General features: G+C 66.5%; 17 protein-coding genes. 12 read left to right on the top strand and 5 right to left on the bottom strand.

Annotated features, from left to right (window positions below; all coding sequences use genetic code 11):
• Position 1: 1 nt before the first annotated feature.
• Both iolG (ABD017_RS09695) and iolG (ABD017_RS09690) read right to left on the bottom strand, forming a co-directional pair.
• Positions 2 to 979, bottom strand: coding sequence for an inositol 2-dehydrogenase (gene iolG / locus ABD017_RS09695; protein WP_343882558.1), 978 nt, complete (start codon positions 977 to 979; stop codon positions 2 to 4).
• Positions 972 to 1,976 (bottom strand): inositol 2-dehydrogenase, encoded by a 1,005-nt coding sequence (gene iolG / locus ABD017_RS09690; protein ID WP_343882557.1) that lies wholly within the window; start codon positions 1,974 to 1,976, stop codon positions 972 to 974. Before iolG (ABD017_RS09690) ends, iolG (ABD017_RS09695) begins: the two co-directional genes overlap by 8 nt.
• A 145-nt stretch (positions 1,977 to 2,121) precedes the next feature.
• Here iolG (ABD017_RS09690) and ABD017_RS09685 point away from each other — a divergent pair, with 145 nt between their 5' ends.
• From ABD017_RS09685 to ABD017_RS09645, 9 genes are all read left to right on the top strand, one after another.
• Positions 2,122 to 3,012, top strand: coding sequence for a MurR/RpiR family transcriptional regulator (locus tag ABD017_RS09685; RefSeq protein ID WP_343882556.1), 891 nt, complete (start codon positions 2,122 to 2,124; stop codon positions 3,010 to 3,012).
• A gap of 88 nt (positions 3,013 to 3,100) precedes the next feature.
• Positions 3,101 to 5,053 (top strand): bifunctional 5-dehydro-2-deoxygluconokinase/5-dehydro-2-deoxyphosphogluconate aldolase, encoded by a 1,953-nt coding sequence (locus tag ABD017_RS09680; RefSeq protein WP_343882555.1) that lies wholly within the window; start codon positions 3,101 to 3,103, stop codon positions 5,051 to 5,053.
• 1 nt (position 5,054) lies between these two features.
• Positions 5,055 to 6,890, top strand: coding sequence for a 3D-(3,5/4)-trihydroxycyclohexane-1,2-dione acylhydrolase (decyclizing) (gene iolD, locus ABD017_RS09675; protein ID WP_343882553.1), 1,836 nt, complete (start codon positions 5,055 to 5,057; stop codon positions 6,888 to 6,890).
• The gene (gene iolE / locus ABD017_RS09670; RefSeq protein ID WP_343882552.1) at positions 6,887 to 7,780 is read left to right on the top strand and encodes a myo-inosose-2 dehydratase; all 894 of its coding nucleotides are present in this window, start codon (positions 6,887 to 6,889) and stop codon (positions 7,778 to 7,780) included. The genes iolD and iolE overlap by 4 nt, the downstream gene beginning before the upstream one ends.
• Positions 7,777 to 8,586: a 5-deoxy-glucuronate isomerase gene (iolB, locus tag ABD017_RS09665; RefSeq protein WP_343882551.1), complete on the top strand. Its 810-nt coding sequence runs from the start codon at positions 7,777 to 7,779 to the stop codon at positions 8,584 to 8,586. Before iolE ends, iolB begins: the two co-directional genes overlap by 4 nt.
• 139 nt (positions 8,587 to 8,725) lie before the next feature.
• Positions 8,726 to 10,222 carry a CoA-acylating methylmalonate-semialdehyde dehydrogenase gene (locus ABD017_RS09660; protein ID WP_343882550.1) on the top strand — a complete coding sequence of 499 codons (1,497 nt, stop codon included), beginning with the start codon at positions 8,726 to 8,728 and terminating at the stop codon, positions 10,220 to 10,222.
• A gap of 249 nt (positions 10,223 to 10,471) precedes the next feature.
• Positions 10,472 to 11,818 (top strand): MFS transporter, encoded by a 1,347-nt coding sequence (locus ABD017_RS09655; RefSeq protein WP_343882548.1) that lies wholly within the window; start codon positions 10,472 to 10,474, stop codon positions 11,816 to 11,818.
• 5 nt (positions 11,819 to 11,823) lie between these two features.
• Positions 11,824 to 12,636, top strand: a complete 813-nt coding sequence (locus tag ABD017_RS09650) for an inositol monophosphatase family protein (RefSeq protein ID WP_343882547.1) — start codon at positions 11,824 to 11,826, stop codon at positions 12,634 to 12,636.
• A complete protein-coding gene (locus ABD017_RS09645) occupies positions 12,633 to 14,096 on the top strand; it encodes an alkaline phosphatase D family protein (protein ID WP_343882546.1) in 1,464 nt (487 codons plus the stop codon). The genes ABD017_RS09650 and ABD017_RS09645 overlap by 4 nt, the downstream gene beginning before the upstream one ends.
• A gap of 202 nt (positions 14,097 to 14,298) precedes the next feature.
• On the opposite strand, the gene ABD017_RS09640 is transcribed toward ABD017_RS09645, so the two are convergent.
• Entirely contained in the window at positions 14,299 to 16,356 is a 2,058-nt protein-coding gene (locus ABD017_RS09640) for a TonB-dependent receptor plug domain-containing protein (protein ID WP_343882545.1), read from the bottom strand.
• A 109-nt stretch (positions 16,357 to 16,465) separates the two neighbouring features.
• Here ABD017_RS09640 and ABD017_RS09635 point away from each other — a divergent pair, with 109 nt between their 5' ends.
• The 3 genes from ABD017_RS09635 to ABD017_RS09625 are packed head-to-tail and all read left to right on the top strand — an operon-like array spanning position 16,466 to position 18,821.
• Entirely contained in the window at positions 16,466 to 16,807 is a 342-nt protein-coding gene (locus ABD017_RS09635) for a PepSY domain-containing protein (protein WP_343882544.1), read from the top strand.
• A complete protein-coding gene (locus tag ABD017_RS09630) occupies positions 16,807 to 17,469 on the top strand; it encodes a response regulator transcription factor (protein ID WP_343882542.1) in 663 nt (220 codons plus the stop codon). Before ABD017_RS09635 ends, ABD017_RS09630 begins: the two co-directional genes overlap by 1 nt.
• Positions 17,466 to 18,821 carry a sensor histidine kinase gene (locus ABD017_RS09625; protein ID WP_343882541.1) on the top strand — a complete coding sequence of 452 codons (1,356 nt, stop codon included), beginning with the start codon at positions 17,466 to 17,468 and terminating at the stop codon, positions 18,819 to 18,821. The genes ABD017_RS09630 and ABD017_RS09625 overlap by 4 nt, the downstream gene beginning before the upstream one ends.
• 162 nt (positions 18,822 to 18,983) lie before the next feature.
• Here the strand turns inward: ABD017_RS09625 and ABD017_RS09620 are convergent, their stop codons facing one another.
• Complete coding sequence (locus ABD017_RS09620; protein ID WP_343882540.1) at positions 18,984 to 20,288, bottom strand: histidine-type phosphatase; 1,305 nt, start codon at positions 20,286 to 20,288, stop codon at positions 18,984 to 18,986.
• A 118-nt stretch (positions 20,289 to 20,406) separates the two neighbouring features.
• Positions 20,407 to 22,842 carry a TonB-dependent receptor plug domain-containing protein gene (locus ABD017_RS09615; RefSeq protein WP_343882539.1) on the bottom strand — a complete coding sequence of 812 codons (2,436 nt, stop codon included), beginning with the start codon at positions 22,840 to 22,842 and terminating at the stop codon, positions 20,407 to 20,409.
• Between the last annotated feature and the right edge of the window lie 13 nt (positions 22,843 to 22,855).

Below are 22,855 nucleotides of genomic sequence, written 5' to 3'. Positions count from 1 at the left end.
TTCATAGCTGCACCGGCGCTCCGGTTCTCATGGATTCACCCGCCGCCTCGGCCAGCGCCAGCGCGGCCACGCCGTCGGCGTAGCCAACCTGTGCGGGCGCGCCGTCGAGCATGTCGGCAAAGTGATCCATTTCGCGACGATAGGCTTCCGCGTAGCGGTCGAGGAAGAAGTTCTGGAAGCGGTCGGTCGCGACGCCGCTTTCGCTCCAGAGCTGTACGGTGCTTTCGCTGACGTTGTCCGCGCGCACCATGCCGGCGGAGGCGAACGCCTCGACCCGCTGGTCGTAGCCGAAGCCACTGCGCCGGCTGTTGGCGATGACGCACAGGCGGCCGGAGCCGGTCCTCAGCACGGTCCGCGCGGTGTCGACGTCGCCCAGTTCGCCGATGGCCGGGTCCACCAGGCAGCTGCCGGTGGCGTAGACCAGTACGGGCTCCTCGCCCAGCAGCCAGCGCGCCATGTCGAAGTCATGGATCGCCATGTCCTTGAACAGGCCGCCGGAAACGGCGATATAGGAAGGCGGCGGTGGGGCAGGGTCGTTGGAGGTGATCTGCAGGGTTTCGATCGCGCCGACCGCGCCGCTGTCCAGACGGGCCTTCAAAGCCTGGAAATTGGGGTCGAAACGCCGGTTGAACGCCAGCAACATGTTGGCGCCCGAAAGCCCCGCACGAGCGGTGCGGGCACGGCCGAGATCCTGATCAATCGGCTTTTCGCAGAAAATCGTCTTGCCGGCGGCAGCCGCGCGCAGGCTGTAATCGAGGTGCGTGTCGGTCGAGCTGGCCACGATCACGCCGCTGACGGTCGAGTCGGCCAGGGCCGCGTCGAGCGTCGTTACCGTGGTATTCCATTCGCGGGCCAGCGCCTGGGCCGAGGCGTCGACCGCATCGACCACGCCGGCCAGTTCGATGCGCGGGTGCAGCGCGGCGTTGCGCGCGTGGATATGGCCGATGCGGCCGGCACCGATAAGCACGACTTTATGCATGAGGGTTCTCGTTGGGCAGGGTGAAGACCTGCTGATGGCGGGCGGACCACCCGCACGCCTCAGCCAGGACCAGGGCGGCCACGCCGTCGGCGTAACCGATGAGGGGTTCGGCGCAACCGTGCACCACGTCGGCGAAATGGCCGATCTGGTCGCGGTAGGCGTCGCGATAGCGTTGCGCAAACGCCGGCATGATCGGCGCGCCGCCGGTGCCGCTTTCGGTGAGCGTATGCACGGTGTCGCAGGCCACGTTGCCCGCGCGAATCATGCCGAGGGCGCCGAACGCTTCGATGCGCTGGTCGTAGCCGTAACCGCTGCGGCGCGTGTTCGAGATCACGCACAGCCGGCCGCTGGCGGTCTTCAGCACGCAACGGGCCGTGTCGACGTCGCCCTCGCGGCCGATGTCCGGGTCCACCAGGCAGCTGGCCGTGGCGAACACCTGCACCGGTTCCTCGCCCATCAGCCAGCGCGCCATGTCCAGGTCATGGATGGTGAAGTCCTTGAACAGGCCGCCGCTGGTGGGCACGAAACCCGGTGGGGGCGCGGCGGGGTCGTGGTTCACCAGGTGCAGCGACTCCAGCCGGCCCACTGCGCCGGCGTCCAGCTGCTGCTTGAGGCGGATGAACTGCGGGTCGAACCGGCGGTTGAAGCCGAGCAGGAAACGCGCGCCGTCGAAACGCGGCTGGGCGGCGCGCACTTTCTCCAGGTCCAGGTCGATGGGCTTCTCGCAGAACACCGCCTTGCCCGCGTCCACCGCCGCCAGTGCATGTTCCAGGTGCCGGTCGGTAGTGCTGCACACCAGCACGCCGCCCACGGCGGGATCCGCCAGCGCCTGTTCAATCGTCACCAGCCCGGCGCCATGTTGCGCGGCAAACGCGCTTGCTGCCGGTCGCGGGTCGACGACGTACTTGAGGCGGAGCCGGGGGTGGCGGGCGGCGTTTCCGCCGTGGATCTGGCCCATCCGGCCAGCGCCGATCAATGCGATGTCGATCCGGTCCAAGAGTACACTCCCCCCGAAAATCGGGCTGCGCGGTCATGGAACATATGTTCTGTTTCGTAGTGTAATAGAATTTCTAGCAAGGTGTAGTTTTTTCCAACGCGCGCGCCCAGCCTGGACGCGCGTCGCATTTAGGGAGGAAGGAATCATGGTTGAAGTGGACGTGCCCCCGACCAGCGCCGACGCGTTGCGCGCTGCCATCCTCGAGCGCTACGAAGGGCTCAGCAAGCGGCTGCAGCAGATCGCCCGCTATGTCCTGGACGAACCCAATGCGGTGGCGCTGGAAACGCTGGCGGTACTGGCCGAGCGCTGCGGCGTGCAGCCCTCGGCGATCGTGCGGTTTGCCAAGTCGTTCGGTTTCGAGGGGGCCACGCAGATGCAGCGCCTGTTCCGCGACGGTCTGCTCTCGGGCAATGCGTCGCTGGGCTATGGCGAGCGCGTGCGCCAATTCAGCCAGAGCGTGGACAGCAAGCTGGTGGGGGATCCGGCGCAGGTGCTGGCGGAATTCGTGCAGGGCAACGTACTGGCGCTGCAGAACCTGGGCGATGCGATCGGCAAGAAGAACCTGGCCGCCGCCGTCAAGCTGATCCGCGAGGCCGAGACGATTTACGTGGCTGGTTTTCGCCGCGCGTTTCCGGTGGCCGCCTACCTTGCCTATTCGTTGCACCAGGTCGACAAGAAAACCGTGTTCATCGACAGCATCGGCGGCATGACCCGGCAGCAGGTGCACGCCATCTCGAAACGCGACCTGCTGATTGCGGTGAGCTATCACCCGTATGCGGAGGAAGCCGTGCAATTGATCGACGCGGCCACCGCCCAGCGCTGCCGCGTGCTGTCGATCAGCGACAGTCTGGTCAGCCCGGTGGCGCAACCGGCGACGGTGGTGCTGCAGGTGCGCGAGGCGGAAATCCGCAAGTTCCGTTCGCTGTCCGCGTCGATGTGCCTGGCGCAGGCGCTGGTGATCTCCTACGCCTTTACCACCAGCACGCAGACCCGTAACGCTTCCGCGCTGGGCGGGAACATCCGTTCCAAAAAATGAAACATATGTTGCGTTCCAGAAATAAATGGAATATATTTTACGTGCATTCGGCGCGATGGGCGCCGGATATTCGTGAGAGAAAGCACTTATGCCAGGGGCAGCGCAGCAGCTTGACCTGATTACCATCGGGCGATCGAGCATCGATCTGTACGGCGAACAGACCGGTGGCCGTCTGGAAGACATGATGTCTTTCGCCAAATACATCGGCGGCAGCCCCACCAATACCGCCATCGGCGTGGCGCGGCTTGGCTTGCGCAGCGGCCTGATCACCCGAGTCGGCGCCGACCATTTCGGCCGTTTCATCACCGAGGAACTGGCCCGCGAAGGTGTGGTAACCGACGGCGTCGCGATCGACAGCGAGCGATTGACGGCGCTGGTCTTCCTGGGCATCAGTGACCCGGATACGTTTCCGTTGATCTTCTATCGCGAGAACTGCGCGGACATGGCGCTGGTCCCGGACGACATCGATGAAGCGTTCGTGCGCTCGGCCGGTGCCGTGCTCATCAACGGTACGCACCTGTCGCAACCGAATGTTTTCGATGCCTCCGTGCACGCTTGCCGCATCGCGCGCGCCGCCGGGGCGCGGGTGGTTTTTGACATCGATTACCGCCCGGTGCTGTGGGGGCTCACCAGCAAGGACATGGGCGAGAACCGCTTCGTGGCCCATGCCGGCGTCACCGCGCGGTTGCAGGAAGTGTTGCCGTTGTGCGACCTGATCGTGGGCACCGAGGAGGAGATGCACATCCTGGGCGGCTCCACCGACACTGTCGCGGCGATGCGCGCCATCCGCGAAAAGACGTCCGCATTGCTGGTGTGCAAGCGCGGCGCCCACGGCTGCTCCGCTTTTCCCGGGGCGATCCCCGACAGTCTGGACGATGGCGTGGTCGGTCGCGGCTTTCGCGTGGAAGTGTTCAATGTGCTGGGCGCCGGTGACGCGTTCATGGCCGGGTTCCTGCGCGGCTGGTTGCTGGACGAGCCGCTGGAAACCTCGTGCGAGTACGGCAATGCCTGCGGCGCCATCGTGGTATCCCGCCATGGTTGCGCGCCGGCGATGCCGACCTGGGACGAATTGCAGCAATTCCTCGATGGCACGCCGCGCCCATTTCGCCTGCGCGACGATGCGGCGCTAGAACATGTGCATTGGGCATCCACGCGCACGGGCGCCTACGACGACCTCACCGTACTGGCGATGGATCACCGCAGCCAGTTCGAGGAGCTGTGCCGCGAAACCGGCGCCGACCCTGCGCGTATTCCGGCGTTCAAGGCGCTCACGCTGCGTGCGGTGAACCAGCTGGCCAACGCGGGTGGACACTTCGGGATATTGCTGGACGGCCGCTACGGTATGCGCGGACTGGAAGCGGCGGCCGATTCGCCCTACTGGATAGGGCGGCCCATCGAGTTGCCCGGTTCGCGCCCGCTGGCCTTCGAGAGCTCGGAGGACGTGGCCACCGAGGTGGCTACCTGGCCGCGCAACCACGTGGTGAAGTGCCTGGTGTTTTATCACCCGGACGACCCGATCGAGTTGCTGGGGCAGCAGGAGCGGCAGTTGCGCCGCCTGCAGGATGCCTGTCGCAAGACGCGTCACGAATTGTTGCTGGAGGTAATCGTGTCGCGTCACGGCGCGGTGGATACGCAGACCGCGGCGCGCGCCATCCAGCGCCTGTACGACCAGGGCTTGAAGCCGGACTGGTGGAAGCTCGAGCCGGCGGCCGACAGCGAAACATGGGGCAATATCGAGCGCGTGATCCGGCGCAACGATCCCTTGTGCCGCGGTGTGCTGCTGCTGGGCCTGCAGGCAAGCGAAGCGGCGCTGGCTGCTTCGTTCCAGGTGGCCGCGGCCAGCCCGATCGTCAAGGGTTTCGCGGTGGGGCGCACGATATTCGCCGACGCCGCCGCGCGCTGGCTGTCCGGCGAGATCGACGACGATGGTGCGGTCGCCGAGCTCGCCACCCGCTTCGGCACCCTCGTGAACGCCTGGCGTGCGGCGCGTGAAGCTGCCAACAATGCCCCCTCCAGTGGTGCCACTCGCGAGGCGGTGTGAGATGACGACGGTTCGACTGACTGCAGCGCAGGCCACGGTCCGCTGGCTGGCGGCCCAGCAGATATCGCTGGATGGTCGCGAGGTGCCCTATTTCGCCGGTGCCTGGGCCATCTTCGGACATGGCAACGTAGCCGGCATCGGTGAGGCGCTGCACGCAGTGCGCGACACCTTTCCGACCTGGCGCGCGCACAACGAGCAAGGCATGGCGCATGCGGCCATCGCGTACGCCAGGCAGATGCGCCGCCGCCGCGCGATGGTGTGCACCACCTCGATCGGGCCCGGCGCCACCAACATGGTGACCGCCGCGGCGCTGGCGCACGTCAACCGGCTGCCGGTACTGCTGTTGACTGGCGACGTGTTCGCCGGTCGCCAGCCAGACCCCGTGCTGCAACAGGTGGAGGATTTCGCCGACGGCACCGTGTCGGCCAGCGATTGTTTTCGTCCGGTGTCGCGGTATTTCGACCGCATCACGCGGCCGGAGCAGGTCATGGACGCGTTGCCGAAAGCACTCGCCACGATGCTCGACCCGGCCACCTGTGGGCCGGCCACCGTCACGTTCTGCCAGGACGTGCAGGCCGAGGCATACGACTACCCCGAATCGTTCTTCGCGCCGCGCCTGTGGCGTGAGCGGCGCCAGGCCGCGGACAGCGGTGAGCTGGCCGCGCTGGTCGCGGCGCTGAAATCGGCCGAGCGCCCCTTGCTCGTCGCCGGTGGTGGCGTGCGCTACAGCGAGGCGGAACGCGCACTGATCGCGCTGGCCGAAGCCACGGATTTGGCCGTGGCCGAGACCCAGGCGGGCAAGGGCGTGTTGCCGTGGAACCATCCCAATGCATTGGGTTCGATCGGCGTCACCGGCTCCAGCGCGGCCAATGCCGCGGCCGCCCGCGCCGATCTGGTGATCGGCATCGGCACGCGGCTGGCGGATTTCACCACCGGCTCGCGCAGCCTGTTTGCCGGCGCACGGGTGGCGCAGATCAACGTGCAGGCATTCGACGCGCACAAGCATGATGCGCTGGCGGTGGTGGGCGACGCGCGCACCGTATTGCGGGCGCTGACCGAGGCATTGTCGGGTTGGCGGGCCAGCGCGGCCCCGCACCAGGGCGAAATTGCGGCGTGGCATGCCGCCGTCGACGCGGCCGTCGCCGGCGTCCCCACGCAGACGCAACCGAGCGATGCGCAGGTGATCGGCGCCGTGCAGCGGGCCTGCGACGCCGACGCCGTCGTGGTCTGTGCCGCCGGCGGCCTGCCGGGGGAATTGCACAAGTTGTGGCGCACCGCGCGGGCGGGCGGTTACCACGTCGAATACGGCTATTCCTGCATGGGCTACGAGATCGCCGGCGGCCTGGGCGTGAAGATGGCCGAGCCCGATCGCGACGTGGTGGTGATGGTCGGCGATGGCAGCTACCTGATGCTCAACTCCGAACTGGCCACCTCGGTGATGCTGGGCCACAAGCTGATCGTGGTGCTGCTGGACAACCGGGGCTACGGCTGCATCAACCGGCTGCAGCATGCCACCGGCGGCGCCGGCTTCAACAACCTGCTGGCTGACGCCTCGCACCAGGTGTTGCCGCAGATCGATTTCGCCGCCCATGCCGCCAGCCTGGGCGCGTTGTCCGAGCACGTGACCACGCTTGGCGAGCTGACGGCGGCCATGGCGCGGGCGCACGCGGCCGAGCGCAGTTACGTGGTGGTCATCGACACCAACCCACTGAAAACCACCGAAGCCGGTGGCTGGTGGTGGGATGTCGTCGTGCCTGAAGTCTCCGAACGGTCCGAGGTGGAAGCGGCGCGTCACGCTTATGAACAAGGCACACGAATGAAGAGGGATTTGTCATGAGTATCCGTTTTGGCGTCAGCCCGATTGCATGGGCCAATGACGACATGCCCGAGCTGGGCGGCGAAACGCCGCTGGAAAGCATCCTGGAGGACATCCAGCAACTGGGTTTCGAGGGCGTGGAGCTGGGCGGCAAGTTTCCCCGCGATGCCGGCACGCTGAGGCCGCTGCTGGCGCAATACAAGCTGGATCTGATCGGGGGCTGGTATAGCGGCTCGCTGCTGACACAAACGTCGTACGAGGAGATCACCTCGCTGCAGGGGCACCTGGAGTTGCTCAAGGCGATGGGCAGCACGGTGTTCGTGTTTGCCGAAACCAGCAACGCCATCCACGGCCGGCGCGGCCAACCCCTGGCCAACACGCCGCGGCTTCCGCCCGGCGACTGGGCGTTGTTCGGCCAGCGCATGACCGACGTGGCCGACTACGTCCAGAGCCAGGGCCTGCGCTTTGCCTATCACCATCATCTGGGTACGGTGGTGGAAACGGCGCAGGACCTGGAATCGTTGCTGGCCCTTACCGGCCCGTCGGTGGGGCTTACGCTGGATACGGGCCATGCCGCATTGGGCGGCATCGATGCGCTGGGGGTGATCGGTCGCCACCCGCAACGGATCGCGCACGTGCATTGCAAGGACGTGCGCGGCGACGTGTTCACCCGCATGCAACGGACCGGCGCCAGCTTCCTCGACGGCGTGCTGGCCGGCATGTTCACCGTGCCGGGCGATGGCGGCCTGAATTACGCGCGCATCATGTCGGCGCTGGCAGCCATCGATTACAGCGGCTGGATCGTCATTGAGGCGGAGCAGGACCCCGCCATCGCTGATCCGCGCGAATACGCCAGGCTGGGCTTGTCCACGTTGCGGCGTGATGCCGCCACGGCGGGTCTGGCGCGATGAACGACTTGCGTGTGCGCCCCCGCGAGGCAGACGCCGATGGCACCGTGCTGGAGGTGACGCCGGCCAGTGCGGGCTGGAAGCATGTCGGCTTTCGCGTAGTGAAGCTGGCCAACGGCCAGCGCTACAGCAACCGCGAAACGGGACGCGAAACCTGCCTGGTGATCGTCGCCGGCAGCGCCGACGTGCACGCAGGCAACGCCCATTTCGTGCATGTGGGGACGCGCGCCACACCCTTCGACGCGAAGGCGCCGGGCGCGGTCTATGTGCCGGCAGGGCTGTCCTACACGGTGACCGCGTGGGGCCCTGTGGAACTGGCTGTCTGCACGGCACCGGGCTCGGGCGACGGCCTGCCGCGCCTGATCGCCGAAGCGTCCATGAGCCGCGAAGTGCGTGGCAGCGGCACCAATACGCGCTATGTGCGCAACATCCTGCCGCAAACGGAACCGGCCGACAGCCTGCTGGTGGTGGAGGTGATCACGCCGGGCGGGCACTGGTCCAGCTACCCGCCGCACAAGCACGACACCGCGGCGCCCGACGCCGAGACCGCGCTGGAAGAAACCTACTACCACCGCCTGAACCCGCCGCAGGGCTTCGCCTTCCAGCGCGTCTACACCGACGACCGCACGCTGGACGAAACCATTGCGGTCGAAGACGGCGACGTGGTCATGGTGCCGCGCGGCTACCACCCGGTGGGCGCGCCGCACGGCTACGACCTGTATTACCTCAATGTCATGGCGGGTCCGAATCGCCAATGGATTTTCCGCAACGACCCGGCACACGACTGGATCGCCCGGCGCCCTGGCTAGGGCCGGATTTCGCGACGCTTCAAGTTTCCTTCCCCCGCTGTACGCGGAGAACGCAGAAGGATTTCACGGGTTCACGGGAAGCGGATCTCTCAGCCGGAGATTCGGTACCCGCCAGAAAGCATTCATGCAGGAGTGAGTCATGCGCAACATCGAACATTTCATCAACGGCCAATCGGTGGCCGGCACGACCGGCCGCTACAGCGACGTCTTCGATCCCAATACCGGCAAGGTGCAGGCGCGGGTGTCGCGAGCCAATGCCGCCGAGCTGGATCTCGCGGTACGCAGTGCCGCCGCCGCGCAGCCGGCCTGGGCCGCGGTAAACCCGCAGCGCCGCGCGCGCGTCCTGATGGAGTTCTTGCGCCTGCTCAACCTGCACAAGAACGAGCTGGCCGAACTGCTGGCCAGCGAGCACGGCAAGGTGGTGTCCGACGCGCACGGTGATGTGCTGCGCGGGCTGGAGGTGATCGAGTTCGCCTGCGGCATCCCGCATCTGCAGAAGGGCGAGTACACCCAGGGCGCCGGCCCGCGAATAGACGTCTATTCCGCGCACCAGCCGCTGGGTGTGGTTGCTGGCGTCACGCCGTTCAACTTCCCCGCGATGATCCCGATGTGGATGTTCGGACCCGCCATCGCCACCGGCAACGCCTTCATCCTGAAGCCCTCCGAGCGTGATCCCTCGGTGCCGGTGCGGCTGGCCGAGCTGATGATCGAGGCCGGCCTGCCGCCGGGCATCCTCAACGTGGTGCACGGTGACAAGGAGATCGTGGACGCGATCGTGGCGCACCCGACGATCAAGGCGCTGAGCTTTGTCGGTTCGTCCGACGTGGCCCAGTCGGTCTACGCCGCCGGCGCGGCGCAGGGCAAGCGCGTGCAGTGCATGGGCGGCGCCAAGAACCACGGCATCGTGCTGCCGGACGCGGATCTGGACCAGGTCGTCGCCGACCTGATGGGCGCGGCGTACGGCTCGGCCGGCGAGCGCTGCATGGCCCTGCCGGTGGTAGTGCCGGTGGGTGATGCCACTGCCGAGGCGCTGCGGGCGAAATTGTTGCCGGCGATCGCCGCGCTGCAGGTGGGCGTCTCCAGCAATCCTGACGCGCATTACGGTCCGGTGGTATCGGCCGCGCACAAGGCTCGGATCGAAAGCTACATCCAGCTCGGCGTCGACGAGGGTGCCGAATTGGTGGTGGACGGTCGCGGCCTGAAAGTGCCTGGGCACGAAGATGGCTTCTTCCTCGCCCCCACCTTGTTCGATCACGTCACCACCAGCATGAAGACTTACCAGGAGGAGATCTTCGGGCCCGTGCTGCAGATCGTGCGCGCGCACAGTTTCGAGGAGGCGCTGCAACTGCCGTCGCAACACCAGTACGGCAACGGCGTGACCATCTTCACCCGCAGCGGCGACGCAGCGCGCGAGTTTGCCGATCGGGTCGAGGTGGGCATGGTGGGTATCAACGTGCCGATCCCCGTGCCGGTGGCGTACCACAGCTTTGGTGGCTGGAAGCGTTCGGGCTTTGCCGACCTCAACCAGTACGGCATGGACGGCGTGCGTTTCTACACGCGCACCAAGACCGTTACCCAGCGCTGGCCGAAGGGCGGCGAGGCGATCGAGCAGAGCTTTGTCATTCCCACGCTGTGAAGCGGCATGCAGCGATTTTCCTTCTCCCGCTCCGCGGGAGAAGGTGCCCGGAGGGCGGAAGAGGGCGCTCTTGATCTTGCCCCACAAAAAAACGTCCCCCTCAGCCCTTCGGGCAGCTCCCCCCGCGAAGCGAGGGGAGCAAGAGACCCGGTGTCAATGGAATAATTCTTCCAATTTATAGACTAATGAAATAATCTGATCGCAACAAGGCCGGGGTATCTGCACGCCGGCCGTTGAAGGGGGAATCGCATGGCGGGTGGATGGCTGGCATTTTTCGCAACCGGCGCCGACCAGCCCGAGATCGCCGACCGGGGCGTGATCGATCGGCAGTATCGCAAACACCGCTTGCGCGTGATGCTGGCGATCACGTTGGGTTACGGGTTGATCTACACCTGCCGGCTGGCGCTTGGCGTGGTGAAGAAGCCGATCATCGACGCCGGCATCTTCAGCCCCACCGAGTTGGGTTTGATCGGCTCGGCGTTGTTCTACACCTACGCGATCGGCAAGCTCACCAACGGTTTTCTGGCCGACCACGCGAACATCAAGCGGTTCCTGGCGTTCGCATTCCTGGCCACGGCACTGTGCAACCTGGCGATGGGCTTCGTCACGGCGGTGTGGCTGGCGGTGATCCTGTGGGGCATCAACGGCTGGTTCCAGAGCTTTGGTGCACCCGGCGGCGTGGTAGCGATGACGGCCTGGTTTTCCAACCGCGAACGCGGCCGCGCGTACGGCATCTGGAGCACGGCACATTCCATCGGCGAAGGGCTGACCTTCCTGGTGGTGGGCGCCACGGTAGCCGCGTTCGGCTGGCGCTTCGGTTTCTGGGGCCCGGGCATGATCGGCGTCATCACCGCCATCGGTGCCTACCTCTTGTTGCAGGATCGACCGCAGACGCTGGGCCTGCCCACCGTCAACGACTGGCAGAACGACAATTTCGGCGAAGCCGCCAAGCCGAAAATCACCTCGGTACTGAAGCTGCAGTTGTCGATCCTCAAGATGCCCGCCATTTGGGTGTTGTGCCTGGCCTCGGCGACCACGTACGTGACGCGGTACGCGATCAACTCGTGGGGCATCCTGTACCTGCAGGAAATCCACGGCTACTCGCTGACCATGGCCGGCACGCTGCTGATGATCAGCACGCTGGCGGGCATGGCCGGCGCGATCTCGTTCGGTTTCATTTCGGACAAGCTGTTCGACGCGCGACGGCCGCCGGTCAACCTGCTGTTCGCTGCGCTGGAGCTGGTGGGCTTGGGGCTGTTTTTCTACGGGCCCAGCAACCTGCCGATGATGATCTTCGCGATGGTGCTGTTCGGCATGGGCATGACCGGTTTGGTGACGTCGCTGGGCGGCCTGTTCGCGGTGGATATCGCGCCCAAGCGCGTGGCCGGCGCGGCGATGGGCGTGATCGGCATCTGCAGTTACATTGGCGCGGGTATCCAGGAGCAGGTGTCCGGCATGCTGATCCAGCACGGCATGAAAATGGTCGATGGCGTACGCCACTACAACTTCGGGCCGGCCATCGCCTTCTGGATCGGATCATCCGTACTTTCCATGCTGCTGGCGCTGAGCCTGTGGCGCACACGTCGCAGGGACTGATTCCAATGTTGCAAGCTTCCGATGACTTGAAGGTGATGATGGATGCCGCGCGGGCCGCCGGCGATGGACTGATGCGCCACTTCGGCGCGCTCGCCTCGCTGGGCGTGCGCACCAAGAGCGGGCCGGCCGACCTGGTCTCCATCGCCGACGAGGAAGCCGAACGCACCATCCGCGCGATCCTGGGCAGGGCGCGGCCTTCATACGGTTTCCTGGGCGAGGAAGGTGGCGCCACCTCCGGCGGCGACGATGCGCAGACGTGGATCGCCGACCCCTTGGACGGCACCACCAATTTCCTGTTCGGCACGCCGCTGTGGGGCGTCAACGTGGCGCTGGCACGCGAGGGCGACATCGTTGCCGGCGTCACCTGGCTGCCTGTGTTGAACGAGATGTACGTGGCCGAAAAAGGCGCCGGCGCGTGGCTGAACGGTCAGCGCATCCATGTATCAAGCCGCCATCGGCTGGTGGACAGCGTACTGGGTTGCGGCATTCCCTTCGCGGGCAAGCCCGACCATCCGGTGTTCGCTCGCGAGATGGCGCTGCTCTCCGCCAACGTCGCGGGCATCCGCCGCACCGGCGCCTGTTCGGTCGACATGGCCTATGTCGCCGCGGGCCGCTGGGATGCGTATTGGGAGCGCGCGCTCAACGCGTGGGATATGGGGCCTGGCGTGATCCTGGTGCGTGAAGCGGGCGGCGTGGCCAGCTCCGTCACGGGCGCCGCGCTGGACGTGCACGGCGGCAACGTGTGCGTCAGCAACGGCACCATCCACGATGCGCTGATCGAACAGTTGAACCGCGCACTGCGGGCGCCGACGTCATGAATCCGCATCGTCGCGCCTTTCTTGCCGGCTCCGTGATGGCCGGCTTGTTTGCCCTGGTGCCGCGGGCCATCGGCCGCGTGCTGGGTTATCCGCGGGCGTTGAACGGCCCCATGATCGGCGCCTCCGGACCGGATCATTTCAGCGTGTGGGTGCGCGCCAGCGGTGCATTCGATGTCACGCTGGAATACGCCACCGACCGCGATTTCAGCACCCCCATCATCGGCCCCACGATCCGCGCCAGCGCCGCGAACGATGGCTGCGTGGTGCTGCGCGCGGAAGGGCTCAAGCCCGATACCCCGTACTGGTACCGGCTGAAACACGCAGGCGAGCAGGATCGCTACCAGTGGTTCAACTACACCACGCGCACGGCGCCAGCTGGCCTGGCGGACTTCCGCGTGGCGTTTGGTTCGTGCTGCCGCATCCAGTACGACGCCGACCAGCCGATCTGGAACGCGGTGCGCGGCCTGCAGCCGGATCTGTTCTTCTGGCTGGGTGACAACATCTACGGCGACAGCGATGATCCGGCGGTGCTCACCGACCTGTACAGCCGTGGCCGCGTGGTGGAAAGGCTGGCCCCGCTGTTGCGCAGCACGCCGCAACTGGCCATCTGGGACGACCACGATTTCGGCTATAACGATTCCGATGGCACGCACCCGCGCAAACAGGAGTCGCTGAAGGTCTTCAGAAATTTCTGGGCCAATCCCTCCTATGGCGAGGCTGATTCGCCGGGCGTGTATTTCAGTCATTCGCACGGCGGCGTCGACTTCTTCTTCCTCGATGGCCGCTACAACCGGGACCCGATCGAAAAGCCCGACAACGCGGCCAAGAGCATGCTTGGCGCACGCCAGAAGCGCTGGCTGAAGGCGGCGCTCAGCGCCAGCAAGGCTCCGTTCAAAGTGCTGGTTTCCGGTGGCGGTTGGTCCACGGCGGAGAACGAAAAGGGCGGCGACTCCTGGGGCACCTACCTGACCGAGCGCAACGAGATATTCGACTACATCCGCGACCACGACATCGGTGGCGTGTTCTGCATCTCCGGCGACTCGCACATGGGCGAACTCAACTGCATTCCACGCTCGACCGTGGGCGGTTATGACATCTACGACATGTGCTCCTCGCCGCTGGCGCAGATGCCGGCGAACAAGAACACGCGGCAGATGCCGGAAGTGCGCGTGCGCGATACCTGGACACGCAGCGTCAACGTGGGCCTGATGCACTTCCGCATGACCGGCGGCAAACCCAGCATGACCTACACCCTGCATGACGTGCTCGGCGAACCGGTGTGGGAACCGCTGGTGCTGACCCCGGACGATCTGCGCAATGGCGTGCAGACCTGGGACAGCAAATCCGATCCGAACGAACTGAAGCGGCTGGAACGCTTCAAGCGCGGCGGCGGGTACTACGGCAACGACGTGCCGGAAGGCTGGCCCGAGCAGCCGTACACCACCCGACAGTCCGGCTGAGGCTGCCGAACGCCGCGCTGGGATTCTCCCGCGGCCACGGCACACGGCGACGGGCGATGGCATCATCTTCAGCGGCGCGCGTCTTGCCGCCGAAACTCCGCGTCTGAGCATTGGCGCAAAGGCGGCCGGAGGCAGCTTCGACGCTTTCGGGCGATCAGCGCGCGCACCGGTTGCCCCTTTAGCCCGGCGCGTTTTACGTGCGCTAGGCCCCTGTTCGGCAGCGGAAGGTGAGGCTCACGAACCCCGGTGACCGCCGCTGGCGCCGCTCGATTTCCTCCAGCGGTTCGGTCGAACGTGGCCCATCGTACTTCTCCCGCGTCTCCTTGAACCCGCGTCCGAACAGATCGGTCGCCTCCGCACGTACGCGCCAGCGCGTCCCCAGTTCCCGCTCGACGAACACGGTCCAGCCCATGCCTTCGGACTGGCGCTTGATCTCGTCGTAGCGGTATTCGGTTTTGCGTTCGGCAATGTGTTCGAGTTCGATGCCCCAATGGGTGCGCAGGATGGGCAGGTCCTGGGTGAGTTCGATGCTGCCTTCGACGGGTTTTTCTTCGGAGATCGGGCGGGATTGGCCAGTGGTGGGGTCGGTGACGCGGCTGCGGCGCCATTGCATCGAGGAAGTGAGGCGGCCGCCGTGGAAGCCGATGCCGTCGAGCGGAAGTGACAAGTCGAGCGCCAGGGTATCGCGGCGGCCGTCGCCGATGTTTCCGGGAGCGTCGAAGATGTCGTCGTCGGTGATCACCAGCACGCGGTCGACGACGTCGCTGATGCGGTCGTGCGTCCAACTCGCGGTGAAGGCGGCGTCGTGCCAGAGCTGGTGTTCCCAGGTGAGGGCGCTGCGCCAGGTGCGGTCGGGCTTGAGTTCGGCGTTGCCTGCGCTGATGCGGCCGGTGTCCAGCGAAGCGGAGGCCACGAAATCCTCGAAGTCCAGCTGGCCGACTTCGCGCGAGAGCGCCAGCCGCAACTGGTCGTTGGCGTCGACATCCCATTGCACGGACACGCGCGGCTTGGGGTAGCTGAAGTGGCGCTGGCGCGGGGAATCGCCGGTTTGCGCGATGGTGGATTGCTCCAGCCGCAGGCCGGCGTCGAGCATCCAGCCGGGCGCGGGTTTCCAGGTGGCGCCGGCGGCGGCTTCGCTGCGGCGCTCTTCGATGTGCACGTCGGAGCCGGGCAGGGCGACGTCGACGCCGTCCTGCTGCAGGCGGGTGGTGCTGCGCAGAGTGTTGCGTGCGCCTTCGAACGAGCCGTTGAAGGTGAGTGCATCGGACCAGGCGTGGGTGAGGTCGATGCGGCCGATGCTTTCGCCGGTGCGGGTGTTCTCGTCGAAGGTTTCGTCGTTGCCGTCTTCGTGCGAGCGCTCGCGATCATCCAGCCAGGCCTGGTGGCGGGTGGCCATCAGTTCCAGCCGCGTGCGTTCGCCGAACTCGCGTACGTAGCGGGCGCCGGCTTCGGCTTCGTCGGTGTCCTCGTTTTCGTGCACGCGCTCGCTGCCCTCGGCGGGCGCCAGCGCGTCGATGCGGGTGTCGGTGCGCGCGCGTTCGCCGCGGGCGGCGGCGGTGAGGGTGAGTTGCCCGTCGGCCAGTGGCTGGCGCCAGCTGGCGCTGGCTTCGGCCTTGTTCTTGATGGTTCGGGTGTCCAGCCGCTCGCGCTGCTGCCGCGTGCCGTCCGGCGAGAAGGTGTCGATGTGGCCCCGGCCGGTGTCGTCGTCCAGTTCGGGATCGAGCTTCACGGCCAGCTCCAGCGCGTGGCCGTCCCAGCGGCGGCCGTATTCCCATTGGCCCTTCGGCGCCAGCCATCCGTCGGCGGCGGCGAGCAGCCCGGCTTCGATGGCGGACTGGCTGGTGGCTTCGTGCCGGCGTACGACGTTGGCGAGCAGGGCGTAGCCGGCCATGTCGATGCCGGGCACGCCGCCGCGGATCAGCTCGATGCGTGCCACCGCGCTGGCCGGGATGCGCTTGAGCAAGGTCTTGGTGTCCTCGTGCTTGCTGGTGGGGCGCGCGCCGTCGATCAGCACGTTGCCGCGAGCGCCGGCATAGCCGCGCACGTCCTCGTCGGCATCCACGGTGACGAAGCCGGGCAGGCGCGAGAGCATGTCCCACGCGTTGGCCGGGGCGTTGCCGGCGAAGTCGGCCGGGAGGTGGACGGTCACGTCGCCGCCGCGCGCCGCCGCGGGCGGCTGCGTCTGTGCCGGAGCGGGGAGGATCGAGAATCCGGTGATGGCGATCAGGATGAATCGGCTTGCACGCGAAGCGATGGACATGGAGACTGGATTCCGCCGGAGTTTCCCGCAGTCTGTGCCGGCGTTGCTGACATCCGCGCCACGCCCGATGTCAGCTTGTTGTCAGCGCGGTTGCCGCAGGATCGACCCCATGAATACGCATATGATCCGCCGCATCGCCATCCCCTTCTCGCTCGCCGCGTTGTTGCTGGCCGCGTTCGCGCTAGGCCTTTCGCCGCGTGTGCAGGCCGGCAGCCATGACGACCACGTCGAAGCCCGCGCGCTGCTGCAGCGGGGCGAGATCCTGCCGCTCAGCCGCATCCTCCCCATCGTGCAGCAGCAGGTGCCTGGTGACGTCATCGAGGTCGAACTCGATCACGGCAAGCACCACGGCTGGGAATACGAGGTGAAAGTGCTCACCGCGCAAGGCCGCGTGCGCGAGGTGAAACTCAACGCGCGTACCGGCGAGGTGCGCAAGGTCGAGGACGACTGATGCGCTGCCTGGTGGTCGAGGACGATCCGGACATCCAGGCCGACCTGGCGCGCGCGCTGGAAGCCGCCGGCTTCGTCGTCGACCGCGCCGGCGACGGCGACGATGCCTGGTATCGCGGCGACGTGGAGGACTACGACGCAGCGGTGCTGGACCTGGGCCTTCCACGACTGGATGGCTTGTCGGTGCTGCGCCGCTGGCGCGCGGCGGGGCGCGCGTTCCCGGTGATCATCGTGTCCGCGCGCGGCGACTGGACCGAGAAGGTGGAAGGCATCGAGGCCGGCGCCGACGACTACATGGCCAAACCGTTCGAGATGGGCGAGCTGGTGGCGCGGGTGCGCGCGCTGGTGCGCCGCGGCGCGGGGCGCGTGTCCAGCGTGGTGGCAATCGGCGGCCTGCGGCTGGACACCATGCGCATGAGCGCGGTGTTCAACGGCGCGCCTGCGCGGTTGTCGCCGCTGGAATTTCGGTTGCTGGATTACCTCTCCCACCAGAGCGGCCGTGCGGTGTCAGCTGGCGAGCTGGCCGAGCATCTCTATGGCACTGCCGAGGACGGCGACACCAACGCCATCGAGGCGATCGTGGCGCGGCTGCGGCGCAAGTTCGGCGCCGGCATCATCGTCACCCGCCGTGGCTTCGGTTACCTGCTGGAGCCCACCGCATGATCGCCCGCTCGCTGCACTGGCGCCTGCTCGGCGGCGCCATGGCGGCGATCCTGCTGGCCCTGGTGCTGGCCTGGCTGTTCATGACCGTTCTGTTCGAACACCACCTGGAGCGCCGGCTGCAGGCGGAGATGACGCGCGATGGCCTGCGCCTGGTGGCCGGATTGGCGATGACACCGGGCGAGGCGCCGCGGATTGAGCGCCCGCCGGTGGATTCGCGACTGGAAACACCGGCCGGCGGCTACTACTGGCAAGTGACCACCGCCAACGGCACGCTGCGTTCGCGCTCGTTGTGGGATGGCGATTTGCCGCCACCCTCGGACGCGCCGCTGGATAGCTGGCGCCTGCGCCACGCCAACGGGCCTTACGGCAAGCCGGTGTCGCTGCTGGAACGGCGCGTGGCGCTGGCGGGCGAAGATGCGCCCGCGCTTCTGCAACTGGCGCAGGACAGCGCGCCGCTGGCCTCGGCCCGGGCTGAATTCGGCCGCGAGCTGGCGGCGTTCCTTGCGGGGTTGTGGGTGGTGCTGTCCGGCGCGGCGTGGTTGCAGGTGCGGTTGGGTTTACGGCCGCTCGGCCGCGTGCGCAGCGAGCTGGCCGCGTTGCGCGACAGCGCCAGCGCGCGCTTGCCCGAAGCGCGCCTGCGCGAGGTGCAGCCGCTGATCGATTCCATCAACGCGCTCGCCGATACGCGCGAGCGTGACCTGGCGGTGGCACGCCAGCGCGCGGCGGATCTGGCCCATAGCTTGAAAACACCGCTGGCCGCCATGGCCGCGCAAAGCCGGCGCGCCCGCGACTCTGGTGCCGACAAGGCCGCCGACGGACTGGATCGCGCCATCGCCGCCATCCAGCGCACCGTCGAGGCGGAACTGGCACGCGCGCGCATCGCCGCAATCCGCCGCCAACCCGGCGGCAACGCCGCGGTCCGGGAGACGGTGGAACGGCTGGTGACAGTGCTGGAGCAGACGGATCGCGGTGGCGAACTGGCGTTCACCCTCGACATTCCTGCCAACCTGCACCTGGCGGTGTTGCCGGATGACCTGTCGGAAATTCTGGGCGCGGTGCTGGAAAACGCCGTGCGCTATGCGCGCCGGCAAGTGCGCATACAAGCGGAGGCTGGGCCGGGATGGACGCGTGTGGCGATCGAGGATGACGGCCCCGGCATCGGCACCGACCAGGCCACGGCGGCGCTGGCACGCGGGGGCCGACTGGACGAGGCGCAGGGCGGCAGCGGCTTGGGGTTGGCGATCGCGCGCGAACTGGCCGGGGCCACCGGCGGCGCCATCGGCATGTCCCGCTCCGCACTGGGCGGCCTGCAGGTCTGCTTTACCTGGGACGCCAGCGGAAAGCCGGGCTGAGAGGCGGCGGTTGCGCGGGACGGAACACGGCACCGGGCTGGCCGAGTGCGGTGTTCGCGGCCCGGTTGGCTCGCCTGTCGCCATTACCGGCTGGTTGGCGAACAGGACCTGCCGGAAGATCCATGAATCCACCGGGGCGGAGATACCGCCCCGGTAAAACGCTCACTTCGCCGCTGGCGCACGCAGCGGTTCGATCAGCCTGGCGCCCACGATCCGCTCGAAATCTGCGATGGGGCAGCGCTGGTCGCAACCCGGGATCGACAGATATTCGTAGGACGGCGGGTTGCCTTCATCCAGCTTCTGCAGCTCGCGCACCTGGTCCATCGTCTGCGAGCGGTAGAACGCACGCACGAACTGCTCGCCGGCCGCATCGGCCAGGACCTCGAAACCGATCGCACCGGCAGGCGGCGGATCGTCGCGCGGATAGCCGGGCACCTGCCAGTGCAGGTCGAGCATGCCGCCCAGGTCGGCGATGTTGGTGTCGTGACCCACCAGCAACGTGAGCTTGGGGCCATGCTCCACGGCGGCGAGCATGCGCGCGGCCAGCGGCGAGGCAGCACGATCGGCAACGTAGGGCACGCGGCCTTCATAGCGGTACTTGATCGGATGGAACTCGAGCAGGGTGGCGATCTGTTCGCGATCGAGGCGGCCCCAGGCGACATCCTTCATCGGCATGCCTTCGAGATATTCCAGCAGGAAGGTCTGGCTGGCGGTGGAGGCGATGCCGAACGGGTCGCCCACATCCGGGCGATCGTTCTCGTTGCGCACCAGGCCGGCCGGCATGGTCGAGATATCGCACGCGGCGCCGGGCGTGCAGCCCAGTGCGTGGTTGAGCAAGTCGAAGAGCGGCGCGTTGGCCTTCACTTCCGCGGCCATGCCGCCGGGCGGCATCACGGCCTCCACGGCGCGCATGGCTTCGTCGGCGTCGATCGCCATCGCGCCGGTTTCCAGCGGGTGGAACAGCACGTCGTCGTGCTTGTCGGCGGGGAACGAAACGTCGATGTGGCAGCCCGGTGCAAGCCCCTCCAGCAGCGCACGCGCCGTCGCCTGGGTGCGCGATTTGGAACTCGCCGCCACATCCACGTCGGCCACTGGCGGACAACCCGTGGCGGGCAGCAGGCCACGCGCCGCCCAGTTGGCACGGTCCCACTTGCCGAGCAGGCGCACGGCGTCGTAACCGTGTGCGGTCAACTCGCCGAAATCCGTGGTCCATTTGGGCCACGGTTGATCATTGGTCCCTGGCGGGGTGACCTGCGGCTTGGTGGGCGGGCGCACGCCATGGCGCATCAACATGACCACGCGCTCCAGCCGCAACCCGCTGGGCGCAACGGTGGGCGCGACGTTGGGCGCGGAACTGGCGTGCGCGGAGGCAGCGGGAGCCGTTTCATGCGGACGCGTGCATGCGCCCGCTGCCAGCACGAAGGCGCCTGCCAGCAGGGCAGGCAGCACCGGATGTGTCTTGAGCATGGTTGGGTTCCTCGTGGATCAGGGCCAACGGCTGGTTGCCGTGACCTCGTTCGCGATGGATGCAGAAAAAAGCGGCGATCCCGAGGGACCGCCGCCAGCCACCGTGGGGACGGTAAGTTCAGAAGACGGCGCGGAACGTTAGCGACCATCGTGGCGAGGAGCATTCGCGCTCCAGTTCCATGAAGTCGACGTTGTACGCCTTGTTGTTGGCCATCATCTCGCTGGCGTCGTCGCCTGCGAAATCCTGCTCGAGCTGCTGGCTGCACGAATCGAGCAGGTTGTTGCCGGTCAGGCGAACCACGTAGGCCTTGCCGATGCGCTTCTCCAGGAACAATTCCAGGTTGCCGCCATACATCGTGCTTTGCGTCTCTCCCGGTGAGTTGTGCTGGTAAGCGGCGCCCTGCTTCTGGTAGCTGGCGCCGAAGCTGGCCTTCCACGCAGGGATTTCCTGGGTGATGCCCACGTTGTAGACGTACGACGGCTGGTCGTCGATGGTCGTGTCGCGGCCGGTGATCGGATTGAGGCGCTTGGAGAACAACCGCGTGTAGTTGCCGAAGATGCCGGTGTTGTCCATCCCCAGCACCGTCAACGGCATGGAAAGGTCGAACTCGGCGCCACGAACCCTGGCCGTGCCGATGTTCTCGAAACTGTAGAGGCCGCCCGGGAAATCAGCCGGGTCCTGGCCGGCGTCGGTAACCGGACGGGTGGTGCGCACCATGCCGATGAGATCGGAGATGTTGCGCTGGAAAAGGTTGACGCCGACGATACCGCTCTTGCCGATGTTGTGCTCGAACCCCAAGTCGAAACCGAGCGAATGCTCCATCTTCAGGTTCGGGTTGCCGATCGTCACATCGTAGTCGCCGGGCGATTCCAGGCTGACCGACGGTACCAGTTGATCTACGCTGGGACGGCGCACGGTACGCGCGACGCTGAAACGTAGCTGGTCGGCGTCGCTCAGCTTCCACTGAAGATGGGCCGAAGGATTGAGCATGAACTCACGGCTGTCGGCCCCGCCGGTGGTCTGTCCCACCTGCGCGCCGTTGACGGTTTCGGTGCTGACATAGTCCTGGGCGGTTCGTGTTTTCTCACCACGCACACCTGTCGTGAGGGTGACGTTGCGCGACAACTCCCAATCCACCATGGCGAAGGTGTCGAAGCGGTTCTCGGTGTACTGGAACTGCCCGGTCGTGCCCTTCTGCTTGGCCTTGCTCAGGCCCGATATCTGCGCGTCCGTGTACAGGCGATCCTTGTTTTTGAGTTGCACGCCGACTTTCAGCGTTGCACCGTAAATCCCCAGGGATTTGGCGAAGTCGGGCATGCGGCGCGTGAGCTTGACGTCGGCCGCCCAGTTCTTGTCGTCGGCCACCGTGCCCTTGATCTTGTCCTTGGTATCGGGCGTGTCCTTGAAATAGTGCTTGGTGGTGCTGCCTTTGGTGGCGTTGCGGCCCAGGTAGGCTTCGAAGTCGGTTTGATCGTTGATCGCGGTATCGAATACGGCGGACAAGCCGTAGCTGTCCTCGTCGATCGGCGTCGACTCGAATTTGCGTTCGGGGTTGTCAAGATCGAGGCCGCCAACGGTGCCGTCTCCCTCGTAGATGAAGGTGTTTTCGCGCTCGTGGCGACGCGTCTGCATGGCGAAACCGTCGAAACGCAGGCTGCTGGCGTCGGAGATCAACCAGGTCAGGTCGCCATTGAACGAGAGATCCCTGGATTCGCGGACATCCCCCTGCTCTTCGCGCGAGGTTGCGCGGGACTTGCTGCGATTGTCCCAACTCTGCAAGGTATGGCCATTGCCATGTGCCGCCACGACGTCGGCAAAACCCACGGTGTCGGCGTCCACCACTTCCTGCACCGCGTGCTTCTCGTTGAAGCGCTTCTGCGCGTCCACCGTCACCGAATAGAAGAGGTTCTTGGCGTCGTTGCCACCCGACCAGGAAATGGATGCATTGGGGCGGAACGTGCCGCTTTTCTTGTCCCAGGTTTCGCCGACGCGGGCAATGACGCCCGGTGGCAAGGTGGCGCCATCCTTCAGGATGATGTTGATGGTGCCGCCCACGCCCTGGCTATCGAAGTCTGCCGAGGGAGAACGCACGATTTCGATCCGATCGATGATTTCTGCCGGGATGCGATCCACTGCCACGGAGCGATCGTTGCCAATCCCGGGCACCGAGCGGCCGTTGATCAGGATCTGGGTGTAGCCGTTGCCCAGGCCGCGCATTTCCGGCGCCACGGATTCGCCCACGTCGCCAACAAACGCGACGCCCGGAACGCGACGCAACTGGTCGCCGACGGATACCGGCTCGAATTTGGCGAAGAACTGCTGGTCGTACACCAGCACCGGCGCGGGAATGTCGATGTGGCTGCGGTACTGGATGTTGCCCGTCACGACCATGCCCTGCAGGTCGATGGTTTTTTTATCGTCTGTGGCTGCGGCTTGCTCGTTGTCGCTGGCCGTGGTTCCGGCGCCGGCGTCCTGAGCGAAGCCGGGTATGGCGAGCACGCAGCCGCTCAAAAGCAGGGCCGCGTACAACGCATTTCGGCGAAAAGTGGTCATGGATCATCTACCC

The sequence above is a fragment of the Rhodanobacter caeni genome (assembly GCF_039523575.1).
GTDB lineage: Bacteria > Pseudomonadota > Gammaproteobacteria > Xanthomonadales > Rhodanobacteraceae > Rhodanobacter > Rhodanobacter caeni.
This window is presented reverse-complemented; position numbering and strand designations above follow the sequence as displayed.

Coding starts and splice junctions, on each gene's coding strand:
- ABD017_RS09620 (WP_343882540.1), bottom strand. CDS start 20,288: ATGCTCAAGACACATCCGGTGCTGCCTGCCCTGCTGGCAGGCGCCTTC.
- iolE (WP_343882552.1), top strand. CDS start 6,887: ATGAGTATCCGTTTTGGCGTCAGCCCGATTGCATGGGCCAATGACGAC.
- ABD017_RS09655 (WP_343882548.1), top strand. CDS start 10,472: ATGGCGGGTGGATGGCTGGCATTTTTCGCAACCGGCGCCGACCAGCCC.
- ABD017_RS09645 (WP_343882546.1), top strand. CDS start 12,633: ATGAATCCGCATCGTCGCGCCTTTCTTGCCGGCTCCGTGATGGCCGGC.
- ABD017_RS09680 (WP_343882555.1), top strand. CDS start 3,101: ATGCCAGGGGCAGCGCAGCAGCTTGACCTGATTACCATCGGGCGATCG.
- ABD017_RS09660 (WP_343882550.1), top strand. CDS start 8,726: ATGCGCAACATCGAACATTTCATCAACGGCCAATCGGTGGCCGGCACG.
- ABD017_RS09650 (WP_343882547.1), top strand. CDS start 11,824: ATGTTGCAAGCTTCCGATGACTTGAAGGTGATGATGGATGCCGCGCGG.
- iolB (WP_343882551.1), top strand. CDS start 7,777: ATGAACGACTTGCGTGTGCGCCCCCGCGAGGCAGACGCCGATGGCACC.
- ABD017_RS09685 (WP_343882556.1), top strand. CDS start 2,122: ATGGTTGAAGTGGACGTGCCCCCGACCAGCGCCGACGCGTTGCGCGCT.
- iolD (WP_343882553.1), top strand. CDS start 5,055: ATGACGACGGTTCGACTGACTGCAGCGCAGGCCACGGTCCGCTGGCTG.
- ABD017_RS09615 (WP_343882539.1), bottom strand. CDS start 22,842: ATGACCACTTTTCGCCGAAATGCGTTGTACGCGGCCCTGCTTTTGAGC.
- ABD017_RS09625 (WP_343882541.1), top strand. CDS start 17,466: ATGATCGCCCGCTCGCTGCACTGGCGCCTGCTCGGCGGCGCCATGGCG.
- iolG (WP_343882558.1), bottom strand. CDS start 979: ATGCATAAAGTCGTGCTTATCGGTGCCGGCCGCATCGGCCATATCCAC.
- ABD017_RS09635 (WP_343882544.1), top strand. CDS start 16,466: ATGAATACGCATATGATCCGCCGCATCGCCATCCCCTTCTCGCTCGCC.
- ABD017_RS09630 (WP_343882542.1), top strand. CDS start 16,807: ATGCGCTGCCTGGTGGTCGAGGACGATCCGGACATCCAGGCCGACCTG.
- ABD017_RS09640 (WP_343882545.1), bottom strand. CDS start 16,356: ATGTCCATCGCTTCGCGTGCAAGCCGATTCATCCTGATCGCCATCACC.